At 42.7% G+C, this 21,657-nt stretch carries 23 protein-coding genes; 4 read left to right on the forward strand and 19 right to left on the reverse strand.

Going from position 1 to position 21,657, the window contains the following annotated elements; genetic code table 11:
• Window positions 1–248: 248 nt before the first annotated feature.
• Complete coding sequence (locus L990_RS16035; RefSeq protein ID WP_156121648.1) at window positions 249–656, reverse strand: hypothetical protein; 408 nt, start codon at window positions 654–656, stop codon at window positions 249–251.
• 106 nt (window positions 657–762) lie between these two features.
• Window positions 763–1,185: a hypothetical protein gene (locus L990_RS16040; protein ID WP_231562293.1), complete on the reverse strand. Its 423-nt coding sequence runs from the start codon at window positions 1,183–1,185 to the stop codon at window positions 763–765.
• A 286-nt stretch (window positions 1,186–1,471) separates the two neighbouring features.
• On the opposite strand from L990_RS16040, the gene L990_RS20120 reads away from it, so the two are divergent.
• Window positions 1,472–1,621: a hypothetical protein gene (locus tag L990_RS20120; RefSeq protein WP_156121649.1), complete on the forward strand. Its 150-nt coding sequence runs from the start codon at window positions 1,472–1,474 to the stop codon at window positions 1,619–1,621.
• Between the two features lie 169 nt (window positions 1,622–1,790).
• On the opposite strand, the gene L990_RS19455 is transcribed toward L990_RS20120, so the two are convergent.
• From L990_RS19455 to L990_RS16080, 8 genes are all read right to left on the reverse strand, one after another.
• Window positions 1,791–2,333, reverse strand: coding sequence for a hypothetical protein (locus tag L990_RS19455; RefSeq protein WP_052181095.1), 543 nt, complete (start codon window positions 2,331–2,333; stop codon window positions 1,791–1,793).
• A 45-nt stretch (window positions 2,334–2,378) separates the two neighbouring features.
• Window positions 2,379–2,702, reverse strand: a complete 324-nt coding sequence (locus tag L990_RS16055; RefSeq protein ID WP_047451513.1) for a hypothetical protein — start codon at window positions 2,700–2,702, stop codon at window positions 2,379–2,381.
• A gap of 146 nt (window positions 2,703–2,848) precedes the next feature.
• Window positions 2,849–3,454 carry a DUF998 domain-containing protein gene (locus L990_RS16060; RefSeq protein ID WP_081981762.1) on the reverse strand — a complete coding sequence of 202 codons (606 nt, stop codon included), beginning with the start codon at window positions 3,452–3,454 and terminating at the stop codon, window positions 2,849–2,851.
• 73 nt (window positions 3,455–3,527) lie between these two features.
• Entirely contained in the window at window positions 3,528–3,953 is a 426-nt protein-coding gene (locus L990_RS16065) for a VOC family protein (RefSeq protein WP_047451519.1), read from the reverse strand.
• 381 nt (window positions 3,954–4,334) lie between these two features.
• Window positions 4,335–4,460 (reverse strand): hypothetical protein, encoded by a 126-nt coding sequence (locus tag L990_RS20535; RefSeq protein ID WP_262480652.1) that lies wholly within the window; start codon window positions 4,458–4,460, stop codon window positions 4,335–4,337.
• Between the two features lie 75 nt (window positions 4,461–4,535).
• Complete coding sequence (locus tag L990_RS16070) at window positions 4,536–5,153, reverse strand: hypothetical protein (RefSeq protein ID WP_047451523.1); 618 nt, start codon at window positions 5,151–5,153, stop codon at window positions 4,536–4,538.
• Between the two features lie 39 nt (window positions 5,154–5,192).
• Entirely contained in the window at window positions 5,193–5,576 is a 384-nt protein-coding gene (locus tag L990_RS16075; protein WP_047451525.1) for a VOC family protein, read from the reverse strand.
• A 396-nt stretch (window positions 5,577–5,972) separates the two neighbouring features.
• Window positions 5,973–6,425 carry a YciI family protein gene (locus L990_RS16080; protein WP_047451529.1) on the reverse strand — a complete coding sequence of 151 codons (453 nt, stop codon included), beginning with the start codon at window positions 6,423–6,425 and terminating at the stop codon, window positions 5,973–5,975.
• Window positions 6,426–6,699: 274 nt separating this feature from the next.
• On the opposite strand from L990_RS16080, the gene L990_RS16085 reads away from it, so the two are divergent.
• The 3 genes from L990_RS16085 (at window position 6,700) to L990_RS16095 (ending at window position 10,932) form a co-directional block, all read left to right on the forward strand.
• Window positions 6,700–8,724, forward strand: a complete 2,025-nt coding sequence (locus tag L990_RS16085; RefSeq protein WP_081981764.1) for a glycoside hydrolase family 97 protein — start codon at window positions 6,700–6,702, stop codon at window positions 8,722–8,724.
• A gap of 211 nt (window positions 8,725–8,935) precedes the next feature.
• Window positions 8,936–10,459, forward strand: a complete 1,524-nt coding sequence (locus tag L990_RS16090; protein WP_047451532.1) for a sulfatase family protein — start codon at window positions 8,936–8,938, stop codon at window positions 10,457–10,459.
• Between the two features lie 281 nt (window positions 10,460–10,740).
• Window positions 10,741–10,932 carry a cold-shock protein gene (locus tag L990_RS16095; RefSeq protein ID WP_047451533.1) on the forward strand — a complete coding sequence of 64 codons (192 nt, stop codon included), beginning with the start codon at window positions 10,741–10,743 and terminating at the stop codon, window positions 10,930–10,932.
• A gap of 48 nt (window positions 10,933–10,980) precedes the next feature.
• Here L990_RS16095 and L990_RS16100 read toward each other — a convergent pair whose 3' ends face one another.
• From L990_RS16100 to ppdK, 9 genes are all read right to left on the reverse strand, one after another.
• Window positions 10,981–12,051 carry an arabinogalactan endo-beta-1,4-galactanase gene (locus L990_RS16100; protein ID WP_156121650.1) on the reverse strand — a complete coding sequence of 357 codons (1,071 nt, stop codon included), beginning with the start codon at window positions 12,049–12,051 and terminating at the stop codon, window positions 10,981–10,983.
• A 106-nt stretch (window positions 12,052–12,157) separates the two neighbouring features.
• Entirely contained in the window at window positions 12,158–13,321 is a 1,164-nt protein-coding gene (locus L990_RS16105; RefSeq protein WP_047451539.1) for a sodium ion-translocating decarboxylase subunit beta, read from the reverse strand.
• Between the two features lie 11 nt (window positions 13,322–13,332).
• The gene (locus L990_RS16110) at window positions 13,333–13,770 is read right to left on the reverse strand and encodes a biotin/lipoyl-containing protein (RefSeq protein ID WP_047451541.1); all 438 of its coding nucleotides are present in this window, start codon (window positions 13,768–13,770) and stop codon (window positions 13,333–13,335) included.
• A gap of 53 nt (window positions 13,771–13,823) precedes the next feature.
• A complete protein-coding gene (locus L990_RS16115; protein WP_047451543.1) occupies window positions 13,824–14,744 on the reverse strand; it encodes an OadG family transporter subunit in 921 nt (306 codons plus the stop codon).
• 10 nt (window positions 14,745–14,754) lie between these two features.
• Window positions 14,755–16,314 (reverse strand): acyl-CoA carboxylase subunit beta, encoded by a 1,560-nt coding sequence (locus L990_RS16120; RefSeq protein ID WP_047451546.1) that lies wholly within the window; start codon window positions 16,312–16,314, stop codon window positions 14,755–14,757.
• 29 nt (window positions 16,315–16,343) lie between these two features.
• On the reverse strand, window positions 16,344–16,754 hold the full coding sequence (mce, locus tag L990_RS16125) for a methylmalonyl-CoA epimerase (protein WP_047451549.1): 411 nt from the start codon (window positions 16,752–16,754) through the stop codon (window positions 16,344–16,346).
• Between the two features lie 472 nt (window positions 16,755–17,226).
• Window positions 17,227–17,709, reverse strand: a complete 483-nt coding sequence (locus L990_RS16130; RefSeq protein WP_047451551.1) for a GNAT family N-acetyltransferase — start codon at window positions 17,707–17,709, stop codon at window positions 17,227–17,229.
• 110 nt (window positions 17,710–17,819) lie between these two features.
• Complete coding sequence (locus tag L990_RS16135) at window positions 17,820–18,587, reverse strand: 4-hydroxy-tetrahydrodipicolinate reductase (protein WP_052181096.1); 768 nt, start codon at window positions 18,585–18,587, stop codon at window positions 17,820–17,822.
• A 150-nt stretch (window positions 18,588–18,737) separates the two neighbouring features.
• A complete protein-coding gene (gene ppdK, locus L990_RS16140) occupies window positions 18,738–21,473 on the reverse strand; it encodes a pyruvate, phosphate dikinase (protein ID WP_047451554.1) in 2,736 nt (911 codons plus the stop codon).
• Between the last annotated feature and the right edge of the window lie 184 nt (window positions 21,474–21,657).

Below are 21,657 nucleotides of genomic sequence, written 5' to 3' on the forward strand. Positions count from 1 at the left end.
GCTTCGCCACGGGTGTTGGCGGATGGAATGTTTGGGGCTAAATTAGCCGTTGCTGCCGGATGAAGTTTGTTAAATGTAAAAGGGGAGATGAGGCCATGCTCACGCACTACGAAAGGGTTGCTCTTCATTTTAACGAACCGCTGTATACGCGACCCGTACGTACAGTGGTGTGAGAGGTTTTCCCCGTCAGTTAGTGCTGGCGGGGTGGTTTACTTGATTGGCGGTTCATTTTTTTATTTCCGAACAAGTTAGTAAGATGTACATTTCCAAAATTTCAAACTCTTTTTTACTACTGTATTTTCTTTAATTGTAACAGTATTGTAGTCAGAATATAAATAGACATCATTCGGTATAATTAAATAAGTTCCTATCGGAAGTTCAATTGCAAAATTTCCATTTTTAACGGAAGTTTTTATACTTTTATCTTTCAATTGCTCAAAATTATGATTTTGTTCAATTTCTGATTTCAATATAAAATACAAAATACCATTATAATTATTATAAATTATTTTGGATTCATCTATTTGGGGCATACAATCACCAATCCCATATTGAATATTACCTCCAATTCCTGCTTTAATGTCCAAATGATTATCGTCTTTTTTTTCACAGCTAATAATCCCCATCAACAAGATTACAAAAATTAAGTGTTTCATAACTGTAGATATTTTAGTGAAATTGTTTTTCGTTCAAGACTTATCTCTAGTTGCATTTAAGCATGACGCCCAACTGTTGACTATAGCGTGTATTAGCAGCATGTTTTTATTTTTTTCTATACGTATTTACATATCCATCGCACATATAATCTGTAAGAATTAGTTTATCAATATCTAATAACGTTATTATAGATGCATGACCATTACCATAAAATATGAACAACTCACTATGTCCTTCTACATTCTTGAGTTCATATGTCGTTTCAATACTTAAAATTCCATTTCTGTATTGTCGATAGACTGAGTTGTTTACAAATTCAATGGTTATCACATCTCCAGTTGATTGCGGAGTGTTAGTTACCCCTCCAAATCCACCATTACTTTGAATCCAACTCCATTTTCCTATTAAAGTCTTGCTTTGATTTTTATTTGATTCCTTATCACAAGAACCCAAGATAAACATCATTGAAAAAACAAAGAATATGATTTTATTTTTTATAAAATTGCTTACAATCCGCCTTGTTTTCATTTTTTTATCGTTTAAATATTGAATGACTTTACCGTTATGAATCAATATTGCTCCCAACATCTATGTATATGCAGCTAGCTGCGATTATTTCCGCATAACCTGCACTTTCCACGAAGTAGGATATCGCTCCTAATATAGCTAAAATATGTCAACATAAAACAGTGTTACGTTTTTTTTGTATAGTCAATGTGCCCATCAGCTGTCGTCCACTTAAACGTTCGGAAAAATGCTAATCCATCAGCTGATGACCATTTGAACGCTCGGAAAAATGGTCATCCATCAGCTGATGACCACTTCGACGGTCGGGAAAATGCTAATCCATCAGCTGATCACCACTTCGACGCTTGGAAAAATGGTCATCCATCAGCTGATGACCATTTCAACGCTTGGAAAAATGAAAACACATCAGCTGTTTTCATTTTTAGGAGCTGGTTAGAGAGGTGTGCTTGACTTATTTTTTTAATAACCTCTAGTCTCCTAACGTATGAAATAGTTTGCTAGCGGCAACGGAATGGTTATTCTGTTTTTTTGAAGTATAAAGGTGATAGCAACGCTACCACCTTTATTGAAATAAAAGCATACAATGCCGATAACTCTATAAATATCTACACCTCCTTAAACGAGGCGATAATCTTTTTCATCACTCCGGCGTGCTCCTTCTCCTTGTTTTGTAGCGTCCACGTAATAATTTGGTAGTATCTTTTTATTCCTTGTATAAATCCTATAGAGTAGAAGATGTCAATACCCTCCACTCTTCCTTTTATGGTTTGAAGCCTTGCCGGTTGGTTGTTTATAACGGTATCTCGAAGCATCGATTTGCTCTTTATTTCGATGGCCTGCTCCATGCCAAACATCAGCAGCTCCGAATAGCCCTTTATGTTTTTTGGATAGAGGTCGTTTAGGTCGTTATCGGATAGCGCCTTTTCGAATTCGGACTTCGACTCGTCGATAACCACCACGTAAAACTCCCTTAGCGAGTTTTGGTACTGCAGCGATGCGTCATCGTTTAACCCGGTGCTTTCCTTTACAAATGGGGGAAGCGAAATCGTGTACTTGTTCTTAACCGTTACCACCTGGTCTTTTCTGTCTGTTTGGCACGATGCCATAGCTGCTGCTATAGCGAGCATTAGAATTGCTAGCTTTTTCATTATCTGTTTAAGTATTTAAGATGACAAATAAAGGAACAATAGATATTAAAAAAAACTCTTTACTACCTCGTAAATAAGCGCTATCAGAATAAAAACGAAAAGGGTAGGTAGGCAGCCGCTTTTTTCTGAGACAACAATGGGTTTTTCGTTTTTGTAGAGATCAAAGACTACGCCATTTAATCCGTAGCCCATGTTAAGGTTACATGCTACCTTTTCGCCGTTTTCTGTAATGTAGAACGAGTGCTTAGCTCCGAACGCTGAGTACTTCTGCGATACAACTTCGCCATTTACCTTAATGGTCTCCTTTCCGGCAAAAGATTTTACTATCTCAATTTTGTTTTTATCTAGGTAGATTGTTGTAAATTTCATGGTATAATTTGATTTTATGGTTACATCTAAAATTGGTTTCAATACTTTTTCTTTCTGCTAATGGCAGGTTTTTGCTCTATCTTTCTTAGTGCTGATTGATGGCTTATTTCTACTACTGTTATTGGTAGCTTGCCGGGCAGACAAATTTACTTATCAGCCATTTTTTTACTTGCTGCGCTAGCTTTATCCAGCTCTATAAATTTTACGCTAAGGTAGATAAACCATAAGCTCCATCCAATATGGAAAAAACGCTGCTTTAAGCCAAAGTAGCTGTCCAGCACTTCAGGTGTCAACGTTAGAAATCCGAGCGATATGACGGCTGCTGATATGGCTGCTGCAATTTTTATGTTTCGAATAGTGCTTTCCCTCCATAAAAAGAGCGAAAGCAGCGGCGATAGCGGCAAAAGCATGCATGGTGAACCCAAAATGCCGTGTAGCTTTAGGGGTAAGGGGAAAATGCCCGCACCTAGTATCGAGAAGGAGAAGGTTAAGATTAGCAGAATGGGAGTAATGCTTAGTCCGCTTCGTTTGGCAATTCTGCAGAGGCCAACCACAAAAAGGATACTCAGGACCGATATTACCACCAGCGAAAAGGTGAAGATATACTGTGTTTTTGTTCCTATGGTACCCAACTCGCTTACCATATTGGTAAGGTGGCTGTAGCCTTCGGTCATTAGGCCACAAATGGCAATGGTAATCCAAAAAATAGGAGGGATAATAAATCCCAGATAGGCCAACCTGCTACTTTTCATTGAGTTCTTTTGTTTTATAGTGTTTTTAGTATCTGTATAAACGCATCGGGCTGCTATTCATTAATTACTCTTCCTATTCTTTAGGATTATAATCTACCATCCATTCGATGCCGTACTTATCCCGAAACATGCTAAAATAGGAGCCCCAAGGGCTTTCATCTGCAGCAATTTCGACGATACCACCAACCGACAGCCCGTTGATGATCCTATCGGCCTCCTCTTTGCTCTCGGCGCTGATCGAAATTTTACTTCTATTCTCATTTTCGTTTGTTCTGCCCATGAATTCAGGAACATCGTTACCCATTAGAAGGTTATCTCCAATGCGAAGCGCAATGAGCATTATCTTGTTGGCCTCGCTCTCCGAAATGGGGAATTCGGCGCTCGAAATATCCCTAAATCGCATAACCTTTGTAAGCTCGCCACCAAAAACGGAACGATAAAACGTAAATGCCTCTTCTGCATTGCCGTTGAAGTTGATAAATGGGTTGATTTGTGCCATCTTACCTTTGTGTTAAGAGTCTAAATTTACATTTTTTTAGAGTAGCTGCTCTAAATTTTTGATGTGAAATAATTGGTAATGCTTTATTCTAGCTATAAGCCTAACCTAGGCAGGCCCTTTTAAAAAGTGCAACCGTTGGTGGCTGCGCTTTTATTTATGTTAGTTAGCCACTTAGTTATGGTAATTAAAATTGAAGTTTCTTTTGCTAAAATTTGACATATACCTTATTATATAAGGTTGTATAGAATTAAAAGTAGCTCATTACGAAACCTACGCTACAATAGCAAAATATTTAGTTGACTTAGAGCGGTCGGTTAAAATAAATAGTAGGATGCCCGCTTGTGCAGCGCATCCTACCCGTAATGGTGAAGTATGGGACTTCTACAATGCGTTCTGTTTTGCCACTACTTCGAGCGTTTTGCTCAGCGCCTCGTCCGATTTTACCTTTAGGTTGGGCTCAACCCCATTTTTGTCTATCTTAAAAAGGTTTTTACTATATGAAAGCAATCAGCGATTCTTAATTGCTTAAGTATGGTAGGTTGGGTGGATGGGCTACCTCTACTTGAGGTGCTTCCTTATAGGCTAGTAGAGCGTTAGCTCTGCATGGAGGTTTTGTCGGGCCTTATCCTCGTACTTGTGGTAGAAGTGGGGCGTTTTGTAGATACGATCCATGTTTAAGAAGTGCTGTAGTACGGCTTTTCGACCTTGGTTGTACGTTGCATCGGGGAATATGGCGTATTCTTTTCGCACATTCCAACGGTAGGCGGCGTAGGTTTCCGCATCTTGTCCGAGGATACACAGGTCGGCATCCAAAAAGTAGCAGGTGTCGACATCCGAAGCCAAAAAATGATGCTTGGTAGCCTCTATTTGCGCGCAGCAGCTGGCAATGATAGGCTTGGGAACTAAAACTTGCTCCATTCTTTTGGCTGCGAGCAGTGCGCTTTGCTCTTCGTTTTCGGGTTGCGTAGCCTCGTAGATGGCATCGTGGTAGAAGAGCGTAAAAAGGGTGGCTTCCCAGCATTGCAGCTTCTCTTTTACCTCAGTAAGCTCGGTAAGCAGGCTATCCAGATGCTTAAGCGTATGGTAAAACCGTCCAGTGCCAGAGTAAAGCAACTCCAGCTCGTTCCACAGCTCGATTTTAGTTTCGGTGCTGCAGGTATAGCCCTCTAGTAGGATGTTAAAGGTTTCTCGAAGCTCCATTTTTGCTTCTTTTCTCCTTTTTTGGGGGATTAATGCGGATTAGGCTACCAGCTCTATGCGATTTCCCTCCACATCGAGCACTACGCTTTCGAAGAAACCGTCTCCGGTGGTTCGGGGTTCGCCTACAATGAGAAAACCATCTGATCTAAGCCTTTCAGTAAGTGCTACTACCTCCTCCTTGGAGCTTAGCTTAAAGGCAAAGTGCGTTAATCCGAGGCACTCTTCGCTATCGGTAGGCTTATATACCGATTGTTTTCGCATAAGCTCGAGCTGTGCTCCATCGTCGAAGCGAATAAAGTAGGATTCGAACTTTTTTATTGGGTTAATATACTTTTCGTTGCTAATCCCGTTGAAGTATCGGGTGTAGAATGCTTTCATTGCCTCCAAGTCTCTTGTCCAAATGGCAATATGAGTAATATACATAGGCTTTTCTCCTTGTTGGTTGGCTATGGGCAAGTAAAAAGTAAATGATGCGGCTTCATTAAGCCGTATTCTACAAGCAACCTTCTTGTTGCTTGTTAAGTAAGCTTACCTTATTGTACAAGCAGCTCTCCAACGGTTTTATCTATAGTTTATGGCCGAAAAGTAGCAATTATTTTGACGAAATACGATGGTTTTTTCATTTGGTAGATCTAGGCTACGGATTCTTTAAGGATGTTTTATCTGCGGGCGTAAAAGTAAAAGAGGTTGTCTTAAGAGTATCAGGACACAAGTATAATGCATCACGAAATGCATAACATTTTACGACAACGTGGGTTCGCTTGTTGAGATACGTATATTGCGATACGTGATTACCTTTCTTAGAAAGGTTTTTTGCTTTTAAAAAGACTTTTTTTGTATTCGAGGATGGATATTTGGAAGCTCCATAAGGGCAGCGGAACCGTACCAAGGGTGTAACTCCATGATGAGGGAGCCTGCCTTTACGGCGGGATCGGTTTGGGTAAGCTCCTTAGCCTCCTCTACCGACGATACGGCAAATAGGTAGATGCCTCTAATCTCCTGGTTGTCCATAAAGGGACCTGCCAGTATCAGCTTTCCCATTTTTGCCAACCTACCAATGTTTTCGAGATGCGCTTTCTGCAGCTTTACTCTCGCCAACGAATCCGTGAGGCGGTTTGGTCCCTTTTTAAGAAAAACCAGCACGTACTGCCGCATGCCCAGCTCGTCGGCACCCAACTTTTTAGCTAAGGTGGAGTCGTAGGCTAGCTTCTGCTCTTGGGCAACGGCTACGGTGGCTGTAATCAGCCCTAGTATCAGTAAAAATGCCTTCATGTTGCTTCTGTTTTATAGTTGATCGACTTTTGTTTGTTCTAAAGCTACAATCCAAGAAAAAAACAAATAATTGGCCTTTTGGTTTGGCAAAAAATTGGGCGGCTGCATCGCTAGCCGCGAAAAGAGCAGCGCGTTTTGTGCCGTTTATCCTTGGTAACCTGTTTTTCTCCTTTTTGACGCGCTAGTGGGAGAGAATAATGGCATTATATTGATAATTTAGCAAGGCCTAAACAAGGAGAGTAGGCAAATCTAAAATCAGTATTTTATTGCAGCTATGAACATCGCAAAGAAATTTATTACCGCTGTCGCTATGATGGCAGTGGGGGTGGGCAGCGTATGGGCGCAAAAGGCGTCGGTGCTCCTTTCTCCCGATCGAAAGATCAAGGTGGAGGTTTTTCTCTCTAAAAAAGGGGAACCGTGCTATAGGGTAACCCGTACAGGACGTGTTGTGGTTGATACCTCGCGGCTTGGCTTTACGTTTAAGGAATCTCAGCCCATGTCGTCCGGCTTTGATATGACTCCTTTGTCTCACGGTACCTTTGATAAGACATGGACGCAGCCTTGGGGAGAAAATAAAATCGTTCGCGACTGCCATAACAGCCTTACGGTATCCTTTAAGGAGCATAAGGCTCCTCACCGGGTGATGAATTTGGAGTTTAGAGCCTTTAATGATGGTATTGGTTTCCGTTACAGCGTGCCTAAGCAGGAAAATCTGGGCAAGATTACCATTATGGACGAGCTAACGGAGTTTTCGTTAACCGAGAACTACAAAACATGGTGGATTTATGCCGACTACAACACCTACGAAAAGCTTTATAACGAGACGCCGCTCACCGAAGCATCGTGGGTCGCCACACCGGTTACCATGCGTGGCGCAGATGGCCTGCATCTTAGCTTTCATGAGGCAGCGTTGGTAAATTATGCCGATATGCATCTAAAGCAGGTGAGCCCGCTGCACTTTAAGGTGGAGCTTACCCCTTGGGCAAATGGCGATAAGGTACGTACGGAGACTCCATTTGCAACACCTTGGCGTACGCTACAAATTAGTCCAGATGCAAAAGGACTTATAGATTCGCCTCTGGTACTTAATCTAAACGAACCTTCGAAGGCTACCAGCACCCAGTGGATTAAGCCTATGAAATATGTGGGGATTTGGTGGGGAATGCATTTAGGCACCCAAACTTGGAAGGAGAGCCCAACGCATGGTGCCACAACGGCTAACGCTATTGCCTACATCGACTTTGCCAAGCGTCACAATATTCAGGGCGTTGTTGTAGAGGGATGGAATGCTGGTTGGGATCGCTGGGGGGCTAAAGATGCCTTCGACCATATAACTCCTGCCGCCGATTTTGACTTTGCTAAGGTGGCTAAGTACGCTAAGGATAACGGAATTCAGCTAATAGGCCACAACGAAACGGGAGGAGATATCCCATCTTACGAAAAACTTATTGATAGGGCATTTTCGTTGTACAAAAGTTACGGTATGAATGCCGTAAAAACAGGATATGCCGGAGGAATCTATCCACAAGGAGAGCACCATCACGGACAGTTTATGGTAAATCACTACCAGCATGTGGTCGATAAAGCTCTTCAGTACAATATTATGCTTGATGTGCATGAGCCGATAAAACCTACCGGATTACGCCGTACTTACCCCAATTTAATGACTGGAGAGGGAGTCCGAGGAATGGAATGGGAGGCTTGGAGCGAAGGAAACCCGCCTTCGCACGTTCCTACGCTGGCTTTTACCCGCATGTTGGCTGGTCCGCTCGACTACACCCCAGGTACTTTCGATATCCTATTTAAGAATACAGGAAAACGCGAACGCTGGAACGACTTGGATAAGGGGAATACCCGCGTTCATACGACGCTATGCAAGCAGCTGGCCATGATGGTGGTTTTATACAGCCCGTTACAAATGGCTAGCGACGAGATAAAGAATTATGAGGGACATCCAGCCTTTAAGTTTGTGGTAGACTACAATGCCGACTGCGATGAAAGCCATACGCTAAACGGTGAGGTAGGACAGTTCGTAACCATTGCTCGTCGAGCCGGAAATACTTGGTTTGTCGGTTCGGTTACCAACGAGAAGGAGCGCGATTTAACCATTCCGCTTACATTCCTTAAGCCGGGCAAAAAATATGAGGCTACCATCTATGGCGATGGCGATGCTGCGAGCTGGGAATCGAATCCTACCGACTATAAAATAGTTAACCAGGTGGTAACAAGTAAAGATCTGCTCAAGATGCACCTAGCATCGGGCGGAGGACAGGCTATTGTTTTCAACCTTATAAAGTAAAGTAGAAAGGCCATTCGTAAGGATGGCCTTTTTGTTGCACCGTATTAGTGCAAATTAAGTTCGTCGGCCCATTTATGCATTTATTTGCGCCAGATGGTTTTGTCATATTCCATAAATTCGCTGCATAGAGTCAAGAGGTAGGGGCGGATTTTCGCTCTCTCAATTCTTTATTCGAATCTAAATCTTGTTACCCATTTATCTAAACCACCAGATGAAGAAAAGAGTTTTAGGGATGCTAGGAGTCGGAACGGCGTTGGCGTTGCCTTCGACTGAAGCAGCAGCACAGACATCGCAGCGTCCTAACGTTATTTTTATTTTGGCCGATGATGTTGGCTATGGAGATTTGAGCTGTTATGGAGAAAAGACGGTAAAAACACCCAACGTAGAGGCGCTTGCTTCGAGGGGCATTCGCTTTACCGATGCCCATGCGGTGGCTGCCACCAGCACTCCCTCGCGCTATTCCATCCTTACAGGCGAGTACGCATGGCGTCGTCCTGATACGGGTGTTGCCCCTGGCGATGCGGGGATGATTATTAAGCCTGAGCAAGCGACCCTTGCTGATATCTTCAAAAATGCAGGCTACAAAACAGCGGCCGTTGGCAAGTGGCACTTGGGATTAGGCAACGAAACGGGCAAACAGGATTGGAATAACCTTATTACTCCCGGCTTAGCCGATATCGGGTTCGACTACTCGTACATTATGGCCGCAACGGGAGATAGAGTTCCCTGTGTCTTTGTGGAAAATCAACGTGTGGTAAATTTAGATCCCAACGATCCAATTCAGGTTAGCTACAGCGCTCCTTTTGCGGGGGAACCCACCGGTAAAACACATCCTGAACTCCTAACCGTTCAGCGTCCCAGCCACGGGCACGATCAGGCAGTTGTAAATGGCATCTCCCGCATCGGATATATGAAAGGAGGGAGGAGCGCTCTTTGGAACGATCAGTATATTGCTGATAGCATAACGGCAAAAGCGGTTAAGTTTATCGAAGAAAATAGCAACCACCCATTCTTTCTCTACTTTGCCACCAACGATATTCATGTTCCCCGGGTTCCGCACCCTCGCTTTGTTGGTAAAAGTGGGATGGGTCCTCGTGGTGATGCTATTTTAGAGTTCGATTGGAGTGTTGGCGAGCTGATGAAAACCCTCGATAAGCTGGGTTTAACCGAAAATACGATAGTTGTGCTTACCAGTGATAACGGTCCTGTTGTCGATGATGGATATCAGGATCAGGCGGTAGAGCTGCTGGGAAAGCACCGTCCTTGGGGGCCTTTCCGTGGTGGAAAGTACAGCAACTTTGAAGCAGGAACTCGAATTCCTTTTCTTATAAGCTGGCCTGATAAAGTGAAAAAAGGAGTTTCTAACGCTCTTATCTCTCAGGTGGACCTGTTTGCCTCTTTTGCCAACCTTTTAGATGCAAAAGTGGACGGTAATGCAGCACCTGATAGTAAAAATCTACTTCCCGTGCTTTTAGGTAAAAACGAAAATGGACGGGAGTACGTAATAGAGCAGGCGGGTGCGCTTTCCATTACTACCGGAGAGTGGAAATATATAGAGCCAAGTAATCGTAATACCTACGATAAGTATACCAATACGGAATTGGGAAATAGCAAGGAACCACAGCTCTATAAAATAAAAAAGGATAGGGCAGAGAAGACGAATTTGGCTGCTCAACATCCTGATAAAGTGGAGACGTTAGGTAAGCTGCTAAATGCAGAAAAAGTAAAGAGATAGGAAAAAAATGCGTAAATGCGCGGGTTTCATTAGCCAATTAATTTTGTTTTTTGCCTTTTTTTCTCCATTTTTGGAATAAATACTCTGCTTTTTTTGCTTAAAATCAACAAAATAATGTTGGTTTTATTTTGAATAAAAGCCATTGTAGTATGCTGAGGGCTTGTTTGTACCTTTTGTTCGAATGTTTTTATGATAAAGAGCTGAATGGTATGAATAAAAATTTTGAAAAAAGCATAAAACTAAATATTTATGCCTAACTTACACACTATTAATTTTATCATATGAACAAAGGAGTTGTTAAATTTTTTGATGAAACAAAAGGTTTTGGTTTCATTAAAGATTCTGAATCGAACAAAGAGTATTTCGTGCACGTATCTGGCTTAATCGACAGAATTAAGGAGAACGACGAAGTAACTTTCGAACTTCAAGAAGGTAAAAGAGGATTAAATGCCGTTAATGTAAAGCTTGCTTAATATAAAGACATTAATTCCTAAAGGTTGTATCTACAGATACAACCTTTTTTATTCTCTAAAATTATCGAGAACAGGGAGCGCTTTATTATTAAAATCGAATAATGCTTGGTTTTCCCACGATGAGCCATTGGTTGCTTGAGATCCCTTAAAGGCTACCCATTCGCCGCCCCAGTAGCAGAATCCATCTCCTCCGGCACTTTTTATACTTTTGATGAGAGCCGAAATAAACTCTTTTTGTCCTGAAGGCGTTGCGCTATAGCCAGCCATCAGCTGGCTGTCTTGTCCTACAACATTATTGGTATTGTCATTCCATCCAAGAGTAAACGGGTAGGCTGTCTCTGCAATAAGTACCTTTTTACCTGTGCTCTTTTTAAGCCTCGATAGGGTTGATGAAAGAAGTGCAAAATCTTTACCGTGATAGTACGGATAAAAGGATAGTCCAACTAAATCGTAGTCTATATTGTTGGCTATTAGCGATTCAAAGAACCACGGAGATCCCTCAATCCCTGCAAAATGTAGCATAATTAGAGATGAAGGAGAGGCATTCCTTGCTCCTTTTGTCCCAGATTTTAGAAGTTCTATAAAGTTGGCTTGGTTATTTTCGTCGGATAAGTTGCCCGAAGGCCAAAGAAACCCGTTGTTGATTTCATTTCCTATTTGTACAATCTCCGGTTTGATTGCAGAAACAACTCGGTAGGTGTATTGGTAAATGCTATCTTTTAGCGCTTCCTTATCTATGTTGATCCATTTGTCTGGTTTTGTTTGATGGGCAGGGTCGGCCCAAGTGTCGGAGTAGTGGATGTCTAGCCAGATTTTTAGGCCTGTAGATTTTATTCGTGCAGCGAAGTTGGCAACCTCCTGAAAGCCGCTGTGCCCATCCGCGGGGGAATGCCAAAGCCGTAGTCGTATAGTATTACACCCTGCTTGCTTTAGTATGCTCAGCATATCATTCTTGACGTCATTTGGGTCGAAGAATGGGATATTTGATCCTTCTATCTCGGGAAGAAAGGAGAGGTCTGCCCCTTTTATTGTGGCATCACCTCCGGGTATGCTGGTTGTTCTCCCTTTGCTACAGCTTATACAGAGAGCAAAAACAATTGGAATAAGCAGCTTCATCATAAAAATGGTTTATTTATAGAAACAAAGATGGGGGGAATAATGTAATTTGGGAATAAAAAAAGAGGCTTAGATTTCTAAGCCTCTTTATATAGGTTAAATCGGTTTGCTAGCTAAGGAAACTGAGCATAATACCAGCAGCAACGGCACTCCCAATTACGCCTGCAACGTTTGGCCCCATGGCATGCATTAGTAAATGGTTGGTTTTGTCGTACTCGAGCCCTACAACCTGCGATACACGTGCGCTATCAGGAACAGCAGACACACCTGCATTTCCAATAAGCGGGTTGATCTTATTTCCTTCCTTGAGGAATATGTTGATTATTTTAACAAACATCACCCCACCAAAGGTAGCTACAACGAACGATGCAGCTCCAAGTCCAAATATTCCTACCGATTTGGCTGTAAGGAATGTGGTTGCTTGGGTTGACGCACCAACAGTTAAACCAATAAGGATTGTCACAACATCAATCATTGGGCCTTTAGCCGTATCCGCCAATCGTTTGGTTACCGTGCTTTCTTTTAGAAGGTTCCCAAAGAAGAGCATTCCAAGAAGCGGAAGACCAGTAGGTACAATAAAGCAGGTTAGCATAATTCCTACAATTGGGAAAAGAATCTTTTCGAGCTTAGATACCTGACGGGGTGCTCTCATTCTGATAAGACGTTCTTTCTTACTGGTAAGCAGCTTCATGATTGGAGGCTGAATAACAGGAACTAGCGCCATGTATGAGTATGCTGAAATGGCAATTGCGCCAATAAGATCTGGAGCAAGTTTCCCAGACAGGAATATCGCGGTTGGACCATCAGCTCCACCAATAATACCAATGGCACCTGCTTCTTCGGGCGAAAATCCGATTAGAAGGGCTATGGCGTAGGCTCCAAAAATACCAAGCTGAGCCGCTGCGCCGATAAGCATCAGCTTTGGGTTGGATATTAATGCTGAGAAATCGGTCATTGCTCCAATCCCCAAGAAAATAAGGGGTGGATATATTCCGTTTAGTACGCCGAAGTAGAGGTAGTTTAGTACGCTGCCTTGCTCGTAAATTCCGACTTGGAATCCTGGGTAAAATGGAATATTCCCAATGATAATTCCAAAGCCAATAGGGATGAGGAGCAGCGGTTCGTACTCTTTCGAAATGGCTAGATAAATGAAAAATAATCCAACCAAGATCATTATAGCATGTCCGACGGTGAAGTTTGCAAAGGCGGTGTAGCCAAGAAACTGCATCAGCTGATCGGACAAAAATGACATGTAGTTTTGAGTTTGTTCCATAGGATTGGGGCTTATTCAATAACTACAAGTACATCACCTTCCATTACGCTATCGCCTTGACGAACTTTGATAGAGGCGATTTTTCCCTCTTTGTCAGAGTCAATGTTGTTCTCCATCTTCATAGCCTCGAGTACCAAAAGGCGTTGTCCTACCTTTACAATGTCTCCTTCGCGGACGGCAAGGCTAAGAATAACTCCTGGTAGTGGCGATTTGATGGCTCCAGATGTTGCCATTCCGGGGCTCACCGTTTTTGCTACCGATGGATGGGAGTCTGTCGAAGGTACTGCTTCTGGTCGTACTAGGGTTGGCGTTTTGGATTGCTTAATCTCCCTGTCTATTTCAACCTTATAGGGAGAGCCATTGATTTCAACATCGACGATGTTACCATCTACGTTATTTACGTGAACATCGTAGTCGTTCCCGTTTATTTTGAGCTTGTATTGTTTCATTTGAGTAATTTTAAAGTTTTAGTCGGTTTGTTGATAATTTAAATCACCAAAAGTTACCGTCTTGTAACTTTTTGAGGTATTTGCCTTAATCCATAAATCTTCGAACTCCAAGGCGAGTAGGTTCTCGCTGTTTTTTCGATGGTTAGTATCGAAGATTCAAGGTCAGACCTCTCATTCTCGTATAGGTAAATCGCCGTAGCAATTGCAGTTAGCTCCTCTCCCGAAGGTCCTTCTAAAATTTTCGCCCCTGGATGGGCTACAATACCTTGCTTTTCGAGCTCGCGCTGTTTTGCTCTGCCAGAAAGCTTGATGTTGTACTTGCCAATGTACTTAAATACGAGGTATAGCATGATTAGGGCTATAAAAACAACGCTCATGGACATGAAGGCCATGAGAAAGCCATTGGGATCGTATAGAAGGAATTTGGATCCAGCAGAAGCCCCTTCTACGGTGTCATTATTTCCTCGAGGTGTTGCTTTGGGAAGGAAGTTCCAAGTGTTGCCGGCGTCGGTGGTGCGACCCCAGCTGGTGTCTGGTTTTTGGATGGTGTGGTTAAACGTAACGCTGTCGATTAAAACTCTTCCGCTTTGGTCGTAAAGCGCAAGATAGTTCGTTTCTCTTAGATCAAAATTTAGGTGTAGCGTTCCGTGAGTGGTTTTGTTGTCTGCCCAAAAAACAAGATAACTGCGTGGTGCGATTTTAGTTACTGGATCATTTTTGGGGATTCGATACTTTTTGGGGTTTTTAGGGTCATTGGTGAGATAGCACCCTGAGATGTTTACGTAGTTGTAGGCGGTGTTGTAGATTTCAATCCAAGAACCACGTACCCCAAAATCGTCCTGATAGTTTGACTCGTTGATGACAAGAAACTCGTTAATCCTCAAGTCACCTGCGTTTTGGGCAAGAACCTTGCCCGAAACGCATAATGACATGATTATAACAAAGCTTCTAACCAATTTAAAAACTTTGCTCATAGGTATAGTTTTACAATGGAATGTTCGAGTGCTTCTTAGGAGGATTTACATCCTTCTTAGTGGCAAGCGATTGTAGCGCACGTGCGATACGGAAACGAGTGTTCTTTGGTTCGATTACGTCATCGATGTAGCCAAACTTGGCAGCAACGTATGGGTTGGCGAACTTATCGCGGTACTCTTGTTCCTTTTCAACTAGGAATTGAACCTTAGCCTTTTCATCTTCAATGCTTCCGATTTCGCGGCTAAGAAGTACTTCGATTGCACCCTTTGGTCCCATAACTGCGATTTCGGCACCTGGCCAAGCGTAGTTGATGTCACCACGTAGGTGCTTGGAGCTCATTACGTCGTATGCACCACCGTATGCCTTACGAAGGATAACGGTAACTTTAGGAACTGTTGCTTCACCGTAGGCAAACAGAAGTTTTGCCCCGTGAAGGATAATTCCGCCGTACTCTTGAGCAGTACCAGGAAGGAATCCAGGAACGTCAACAAGGGTTACCAATGGAATGTTGAATGCGTCGCAGAAGCGAACAAAACGTGCAGCCTTACGAGATGCGTTGATGTCTAGTACCCCTGCAAGGTATTGAGGTTGGTTGGCAACGATACCTACAGACATTCCGTTGAAGCGAGCAAATCCGCAGATGATGTTTGGAGCGTAGTCGCGGTGTACTTCAAGGAATTCCTTGTCGTCAACCAACAGGTGAATAACCTCCTTAACATCGTATGGCTTGTTAGGGTTGTCAGGGATAATCTCGTTAAGTCTCTCTTCGATACGGTTAATTGGATCGTTAGATAGCTTAAGAGGAGCCTCCTCTAGGTTATTTTGAGGAAGGAAGCTAAGCAGCTTGCGGATTAGAAGGATACCTTCGTCTTCGTTTTCTGCCACAAAGTGAGCAACGCCCGATTTGGTAGCATGGATGCTTGCTCCACCAAGCTGTTCTTGGGTTACGTCTTCGCCAGTTACTGTTTTTACAACCTTAGGTCCAGTTACAAACATGTAGCTAGTTCCTTTAGTCATAATGTTGAAGTCGGTAAGAGCAGGAGAGTAAACTGCACCGCCAGCGCAAGGTCCGAAAATGGCAGAAATTTGAGGGATTACACCCGATGCCATAATGTTGCGTTGGAAAATATCCGCATATCCACCTAGTGACTTAACACCTTCCTGAATACGAGCACCACCTGAGTCGTTAACACCGATAACAGGAGCGCCAGTTTTCATTGCCATGTCCATTACCTTACAGATCTTTGCTGCGAACATTTCTGATAACGATCCGCCAAATACCGTAAAGTCTTGAGAGAAGATGTAAACCAAACGTCCGTCAATAGTACCGTAGCCGGTAACAACACCGTCAGAAAGGTATGTTTCTTCTGCCAAACCAAAGTCAATACATCTGTGGCTTACGAACATGTCAAACTCTTCGAATGAGTTCTCGTCAAGAAGCATTTCGATACGCTCACGTGCGGTGTATTTTCCCTTCTTGTGCTGAGAATCAATTCTCTTTTGACCACCACCAAGCTTCGCTTCTTCGCGAAGGCTTAGCAACTCTTGAATTTTCTCTTGTTGAGTCATTGAATGAATATTCAGTTATAGTTCTACTTCTACTTGTTCTTGTTTTCGCAAAGCTCCGTAAGAACACCCATGGTAGATTTTGGGTGAAGGAATGCGATGTCCAGGCCTTCTGCTCCCTTGCGAGGTGCCTTGTCAATTAGCTGAATTCCTTGGTTTGCTGCGAATTCAAGAGCGCCTTCGATACCTTCAACTGCAAATGCAATGTGGTGTACGCCTTCGCCCTTCTTTTCGATAAACTTTCCAATCGGTCCTTCTGGATCGGTTGATTCAAGAAGCTCAATCTTGGTTTGACCAATCATGAAAAATGCAGTCTTTACCTTTTGATCCTTAACCTCTTCGACGTTGTAGCATTTTAAGCCTAGTACATTCTCATAGTAAGGGATAGCCGTTTGCAAATCCTTAACGGCAATACCGATGTGTTCAATATGCGAAAGTTTCATCGTAAATTGTATTAAAAAGATTTGAGCAAATGTAACTTAACCTAGCGGGATTGCCGAAAAAAAAGGGAGGAAAATAGCGTTTAAATTAGTTGTTTAAAAACATATTGTAAACAATGCTTCGACAGATCTAATCTTAAGTGTATCTCCATTTTAAGCGTTGCTTGTTGAATCGTAAAACCTCGCTTTATGTGTATCCATTATTGTATTTTGTTAATTGGGGTTCTCTGATTTTGTTTTGTATTCCTAATTTTGTGTAAAAGGATTGCTGGAGACGGATGGCTAAGGGGGTAAAATAGATGCAAAAGGTAAGGCTGTCAGCTATATATTAAGTTTGGTAGGCAACGCTGAAAAAATAGAGTTAATTCGTTTTAAACGGACGGCCTTAAACGATAGCTTTGTGTGTAAATTCGTCAAGGAACAATTGCGCTGTGTTTGTGGATTGTGGTAAATTACTTTTTGTGACGATATCTTTTTAAATAGTTAGTTCCCAAAATCCCACATCGAGCCATTGGTTGAATTTCCAACCTGCCTGATTGAAGTGACCTGCCTTTTGGAATCCCAGCTTCTCATGTAGCCGAATGCTTTGTTCGTTTGGGATGGTAATGCACCCAATTAATAGGTGAAAGCCTTTGCTTTTTAGTTGTTTAATCAGCTCGATGTAGAGCAACATGCCAATACCTTTTCCTTCGTAGCCTTGCTTTAGGTATACTGTTGTTTCTGTACTAAAACGATATGCTTCACGAGTTCTCCATGTTGTAGCATAGGCATATCCCATAATTTCGTTATTATCGAGGTAGACGATGTGAGCGTATTTGTCTAAACTAAGGGCAATTCGGGTACACATGTCTTCAACAGAAACGGCTATTTCTTCGAATGTTATTGTTGTATTTTCAACATAGTAATTGTAAATATTGCAGATGGCGGTAGCATCAGAAATATGCGTTGTTCGTATCATAATGGGAGAAAGATTGGACGGTTCCGTTCTTAAGTTGAAAGGAACCTGTTAAAAAGGGACTATTTTGTGCATAGTAGTGCACCCTCGTTTTATCGAGGATGCATTTGTATTTAAATTGTAATATTTTTAATTAATTCTGCTCGTATGATGCTTTCCATGTCGTAGAGTCCTGGCGGCTTATTTATCACCCATTTTGATGCAAATACCGCTCCGCGTCCAAATGCTGATCGGCTGTTAGATTCGTGAATTAGGCGAAGCGTTTGGTTGGGTAGCCCGAATAGTACTTCATGCTTGCCTACGATTCCTCCTGCTCGTATCGACTTTACATGGGTTTCGGGGTTAAGGTTTAGCCTTTCTGCAATTTTGAGCGCTGTTCCTGAAACTTCCGGTTTATCTCGAAAATGCTCTTCTACAATCTGAATATCTGCGTCTGGTATTATCTTTTCAAGAAGTTCAGAAAGTACCAAAATTAGGTTGATGCCTACTGTAATATTGGGGGAGAATACGACTGCGGTGTCCGCACTTAGCTCTTCGATTCTGCTAATATCCATCTTCTCGTACTTAGAAATAGCCGTAACGACCTTTATTCCCAACTTGCCGGCAGCCTTGTTGTATAGGTAGAAACCAGATCTATCAGAAAAGTCTATGATGATGTCAACCTTGTTTTCATCAAAGAATTGGGGCGATTCTTGAAAGGTGTCTTTACAAACGATTTTTCCTTGAAGAGATTTAATGCCAAGGAGTTCGCTGGCAAAGGCTCCTTCGTTTTCGTGCGTATTTCGAACAACCCATTCAAGAGAGCACTGCGGGTCTTTTATAATCTCTGCCGCAACCAATTTTCCCGTGCGTCCGAATCCGAATAATCCAACTTTTATCATGAGAGTAAGTATTAGTTAAAAAGTAGTTAGTATAGCTACAATATAATCTTTTTTATTGGTATTATGATAAATGGTTGCGTAACGGAGAATCCGAAATAAGAAAAGGCTATCCGCAAGGATAGCCTTTTTATTATTGATGAAGAGGTAATACTACTTCTTGTTTTCCTTGATAGCAGCTTGAGCAGCAGCAAGGCGTGCAATAGGCACACGGAAAGGAGAACATGAAACATAGTCAAGTCCTGCAGAATGGCAGAATTCAACAGATGATGGCTCACCACCGTGCTCACCACAGATACCGCACTTAAGGCCAGCACGAGTGCTACGTCCTTTAGCAACAGCACCCTTAACAAGTTGGCCAACGCCATCTTGGTCAAGTACTTCAAATGGATCAACTTTAAGGATACCCTTGTTGATGTAAATTGGTAAGAACTTACCGATATCATCGCGAGAGAAACCAAGAGTCATCTGAGTAAGGTCGTTTGTTCCAAAAGAGAAGAACTGAGCAACCTTAGCAATCTCATCTGCAGTAACTGCTGCACGTGGAACTTCGATCATTGTACCTACAGTATACTCAACGCTGTCGCCATATTCTGCGAATACCTTAGCGATAGTTTCGTCGATAATTGACTTTTGGTACTCAAGCTCCTTAACGTTACCAACAAGAGGAACCATGATTTCTACCTTAGCAGCATCAACGCCCTTCTTCTTAAGGTTTAGCGCAGCCTCAATGATAGCGCGAGCTTGCATTTCGGTGATTTCTGGGTAGGTGTTACCTAGACGGCAACCACGGTGTCCTAACATTGGGTTAACTTCCTCAAGGCTGTGGATTTTTTCAACAACCTCTTCGAAAGAGATGCCTAGTTCAGCAGCCATTTCACGTTGTTGTTTCTCTTCGTGAGGAACGAACTCGTGCAATGGTGGGTCAAGAAGACGAACGGTAACTGCTAAGCCAGCCATAACTTCAAAAATACCTTCGAAGTCTTCGCGTTGCATAGGAAGAAGCTTAGCAACAGCCTTACGACGGCCAGCTTCATCGTTAGCAAGAATCATCTCACGAACCGACTTGATACGATCGCCTTCGAAGAACATGTGCTCGGTACGGCAAAGACCAATACCTTGAGCACCGAACTCGCGAGCAACCTTAGAGTCGTGTGGAGTATCAGCGTTAGTTCTAACCTTCATCTTTGCGTACTTGTCAGCAAGAATCATTAACTCACCGAAGTCTCCGCTAAGTTCTGGTTTTACGGTAGCAACTTTGCCATCATAAACTTCACCTGAAGTTCCGTTTAGAGAGATAAAGTCACCTTCTTTGTATAGTTTGCCATCTACTTCTAGAGTGCGAAGCTTATAGTCAATTTTTAGGTTGCTAGCACCAGACACGCAGCACTTACCCATACCACGAGCAACTACGGCAGCGTGAGAGGTCATACCACCACGAGCAGTAAGGATACCGTTAGCAACGTTCATACCCTTAAGGTCTTCTGGTGAAGTTTCGATACGAACAAGGATGGTTTCTTTTCCTTGGTTTGCCCAAGCCTCTGCGTCGTCAGCAAAGAATACGATTTGGCCAGTAGCAGCACCTGGAGATGCAGGAAGACCACGAGAGATCGTCTTTGCGCTCTTGATAGCAGCCTTGTCAAATACTGGGTGAAGTAGCTCGTCTAGTTTGTTAGGCTCAACGCGTAGAACAGCTTCTTCTTCGGTTAGAAGACCTTCGCGAAGCATGTCCATTGCAATCTTAACCATTGCAGCACCAGTACGCTTTCCAGCACGAGTTTGAAGCATCCAAAGTTTGCCATCTTGAATGGTGAACTCCATGTCTTGCATATCCTTGAAGTAGGTGTCCATCTTCTTTTGGATATCAAATAGCTCCTTGTAAGCAGCTGGCATTACTTCTTCTAGCGAAGGGAAAGTAGCCTTTCTGTCCGCTTCAGACATGCCTTTACGCTCAGCCCAACGTTGTGAACCGATAATGGTGATTTCTTGTGGGGTACGAATACCTGCCACTACGTCTTCACCTTGAGCGTTTACTAGGTACTCACCGTTGAATAGGTTTTCGCCAGTACTAGAGTCACGAGAGAAGCAAACTCCAGTAGCAGAAGTTTCGCCCATGTTACCGAATACCATCGCTTGAACGTTAACTGCAGTTCCCCATTCTTCTGGGATCTTGTTCAGCTGACGGTAAAGGATAGCGCGCTCGTTCATCCAGCTATCGAATACTGAACAAACAGCACCCCAAAGTTGCTCCCATGGAGATGCAGGGAAATCTTTTCCTGTTGCCTTCTTAACAGCAGCCTTAAAACGAGCTACTAGTTCCTTAAGGTCTTCAGTTGTAAGATCGGTATCGTTTTGCACACCTTTTTCTTCCTTAAGGTGGTCGATGATTTCTTCGAATGGATCTTCTTCTTCCTTAGAAGCTGGCTTCATACCAAGAACTACGTCTCCGTACATTTGTACGAAACGACGGTATGAATCCCAAGCAAATCTGTCGTTTCCGCTCTTTTTTGCAATTCCTGCAACAGCTTCGTCATTCAAACCAAGGTTCAAAATGGTATCCATCATACCTGGCATTGAAGCACGTGAACCTGAGCGAACTGAAAGTAGAAGTGGGTCTTCGTTGTTGCCAAACTTGTTACCCATGATTTCTTCAACATACTTAACAGCCTTCTCAACTTCTGGCTTAAGTAGTTCAACTACCTGATCTTTCCCTAGCTTGTAGTACTCAGTACAAACATCAGTAGTGATGGTGAATCCGGGAGGAACTGGCATGCCAATGAGGTTCATTTCAGCAAGGTTCGCACCTTTACCGCCTAGAAGCTCACGCATTTTTCCGTTACCTTCAGCTTGCTTATTTCCGAAGGTATACACGCGTTTTACTTGTGACATTTTATCGAATTGTTTTTAGGTTGTTATGTACACTTTTCTGATACAAATCATTAAGGACTCCAAAGGTAAATATTTTTTGCAAGATTGCATTAGCATATATGAGGACGAATTATCCTCATTGGCAAAAAATAGCATAAACTCCTAGTAAATAGTGTTTTCTAGAGTTTTTTAATTTCTCTTAAAA

The organism is Alistipes sp. ZOR0009 (genome assembly GCF_000798815.1).
Classification (GTDB): Bacteria; Bacteroidota; Bacteroidia; order Bacteroidales; family ZOR0009; genus Acetobacteroides.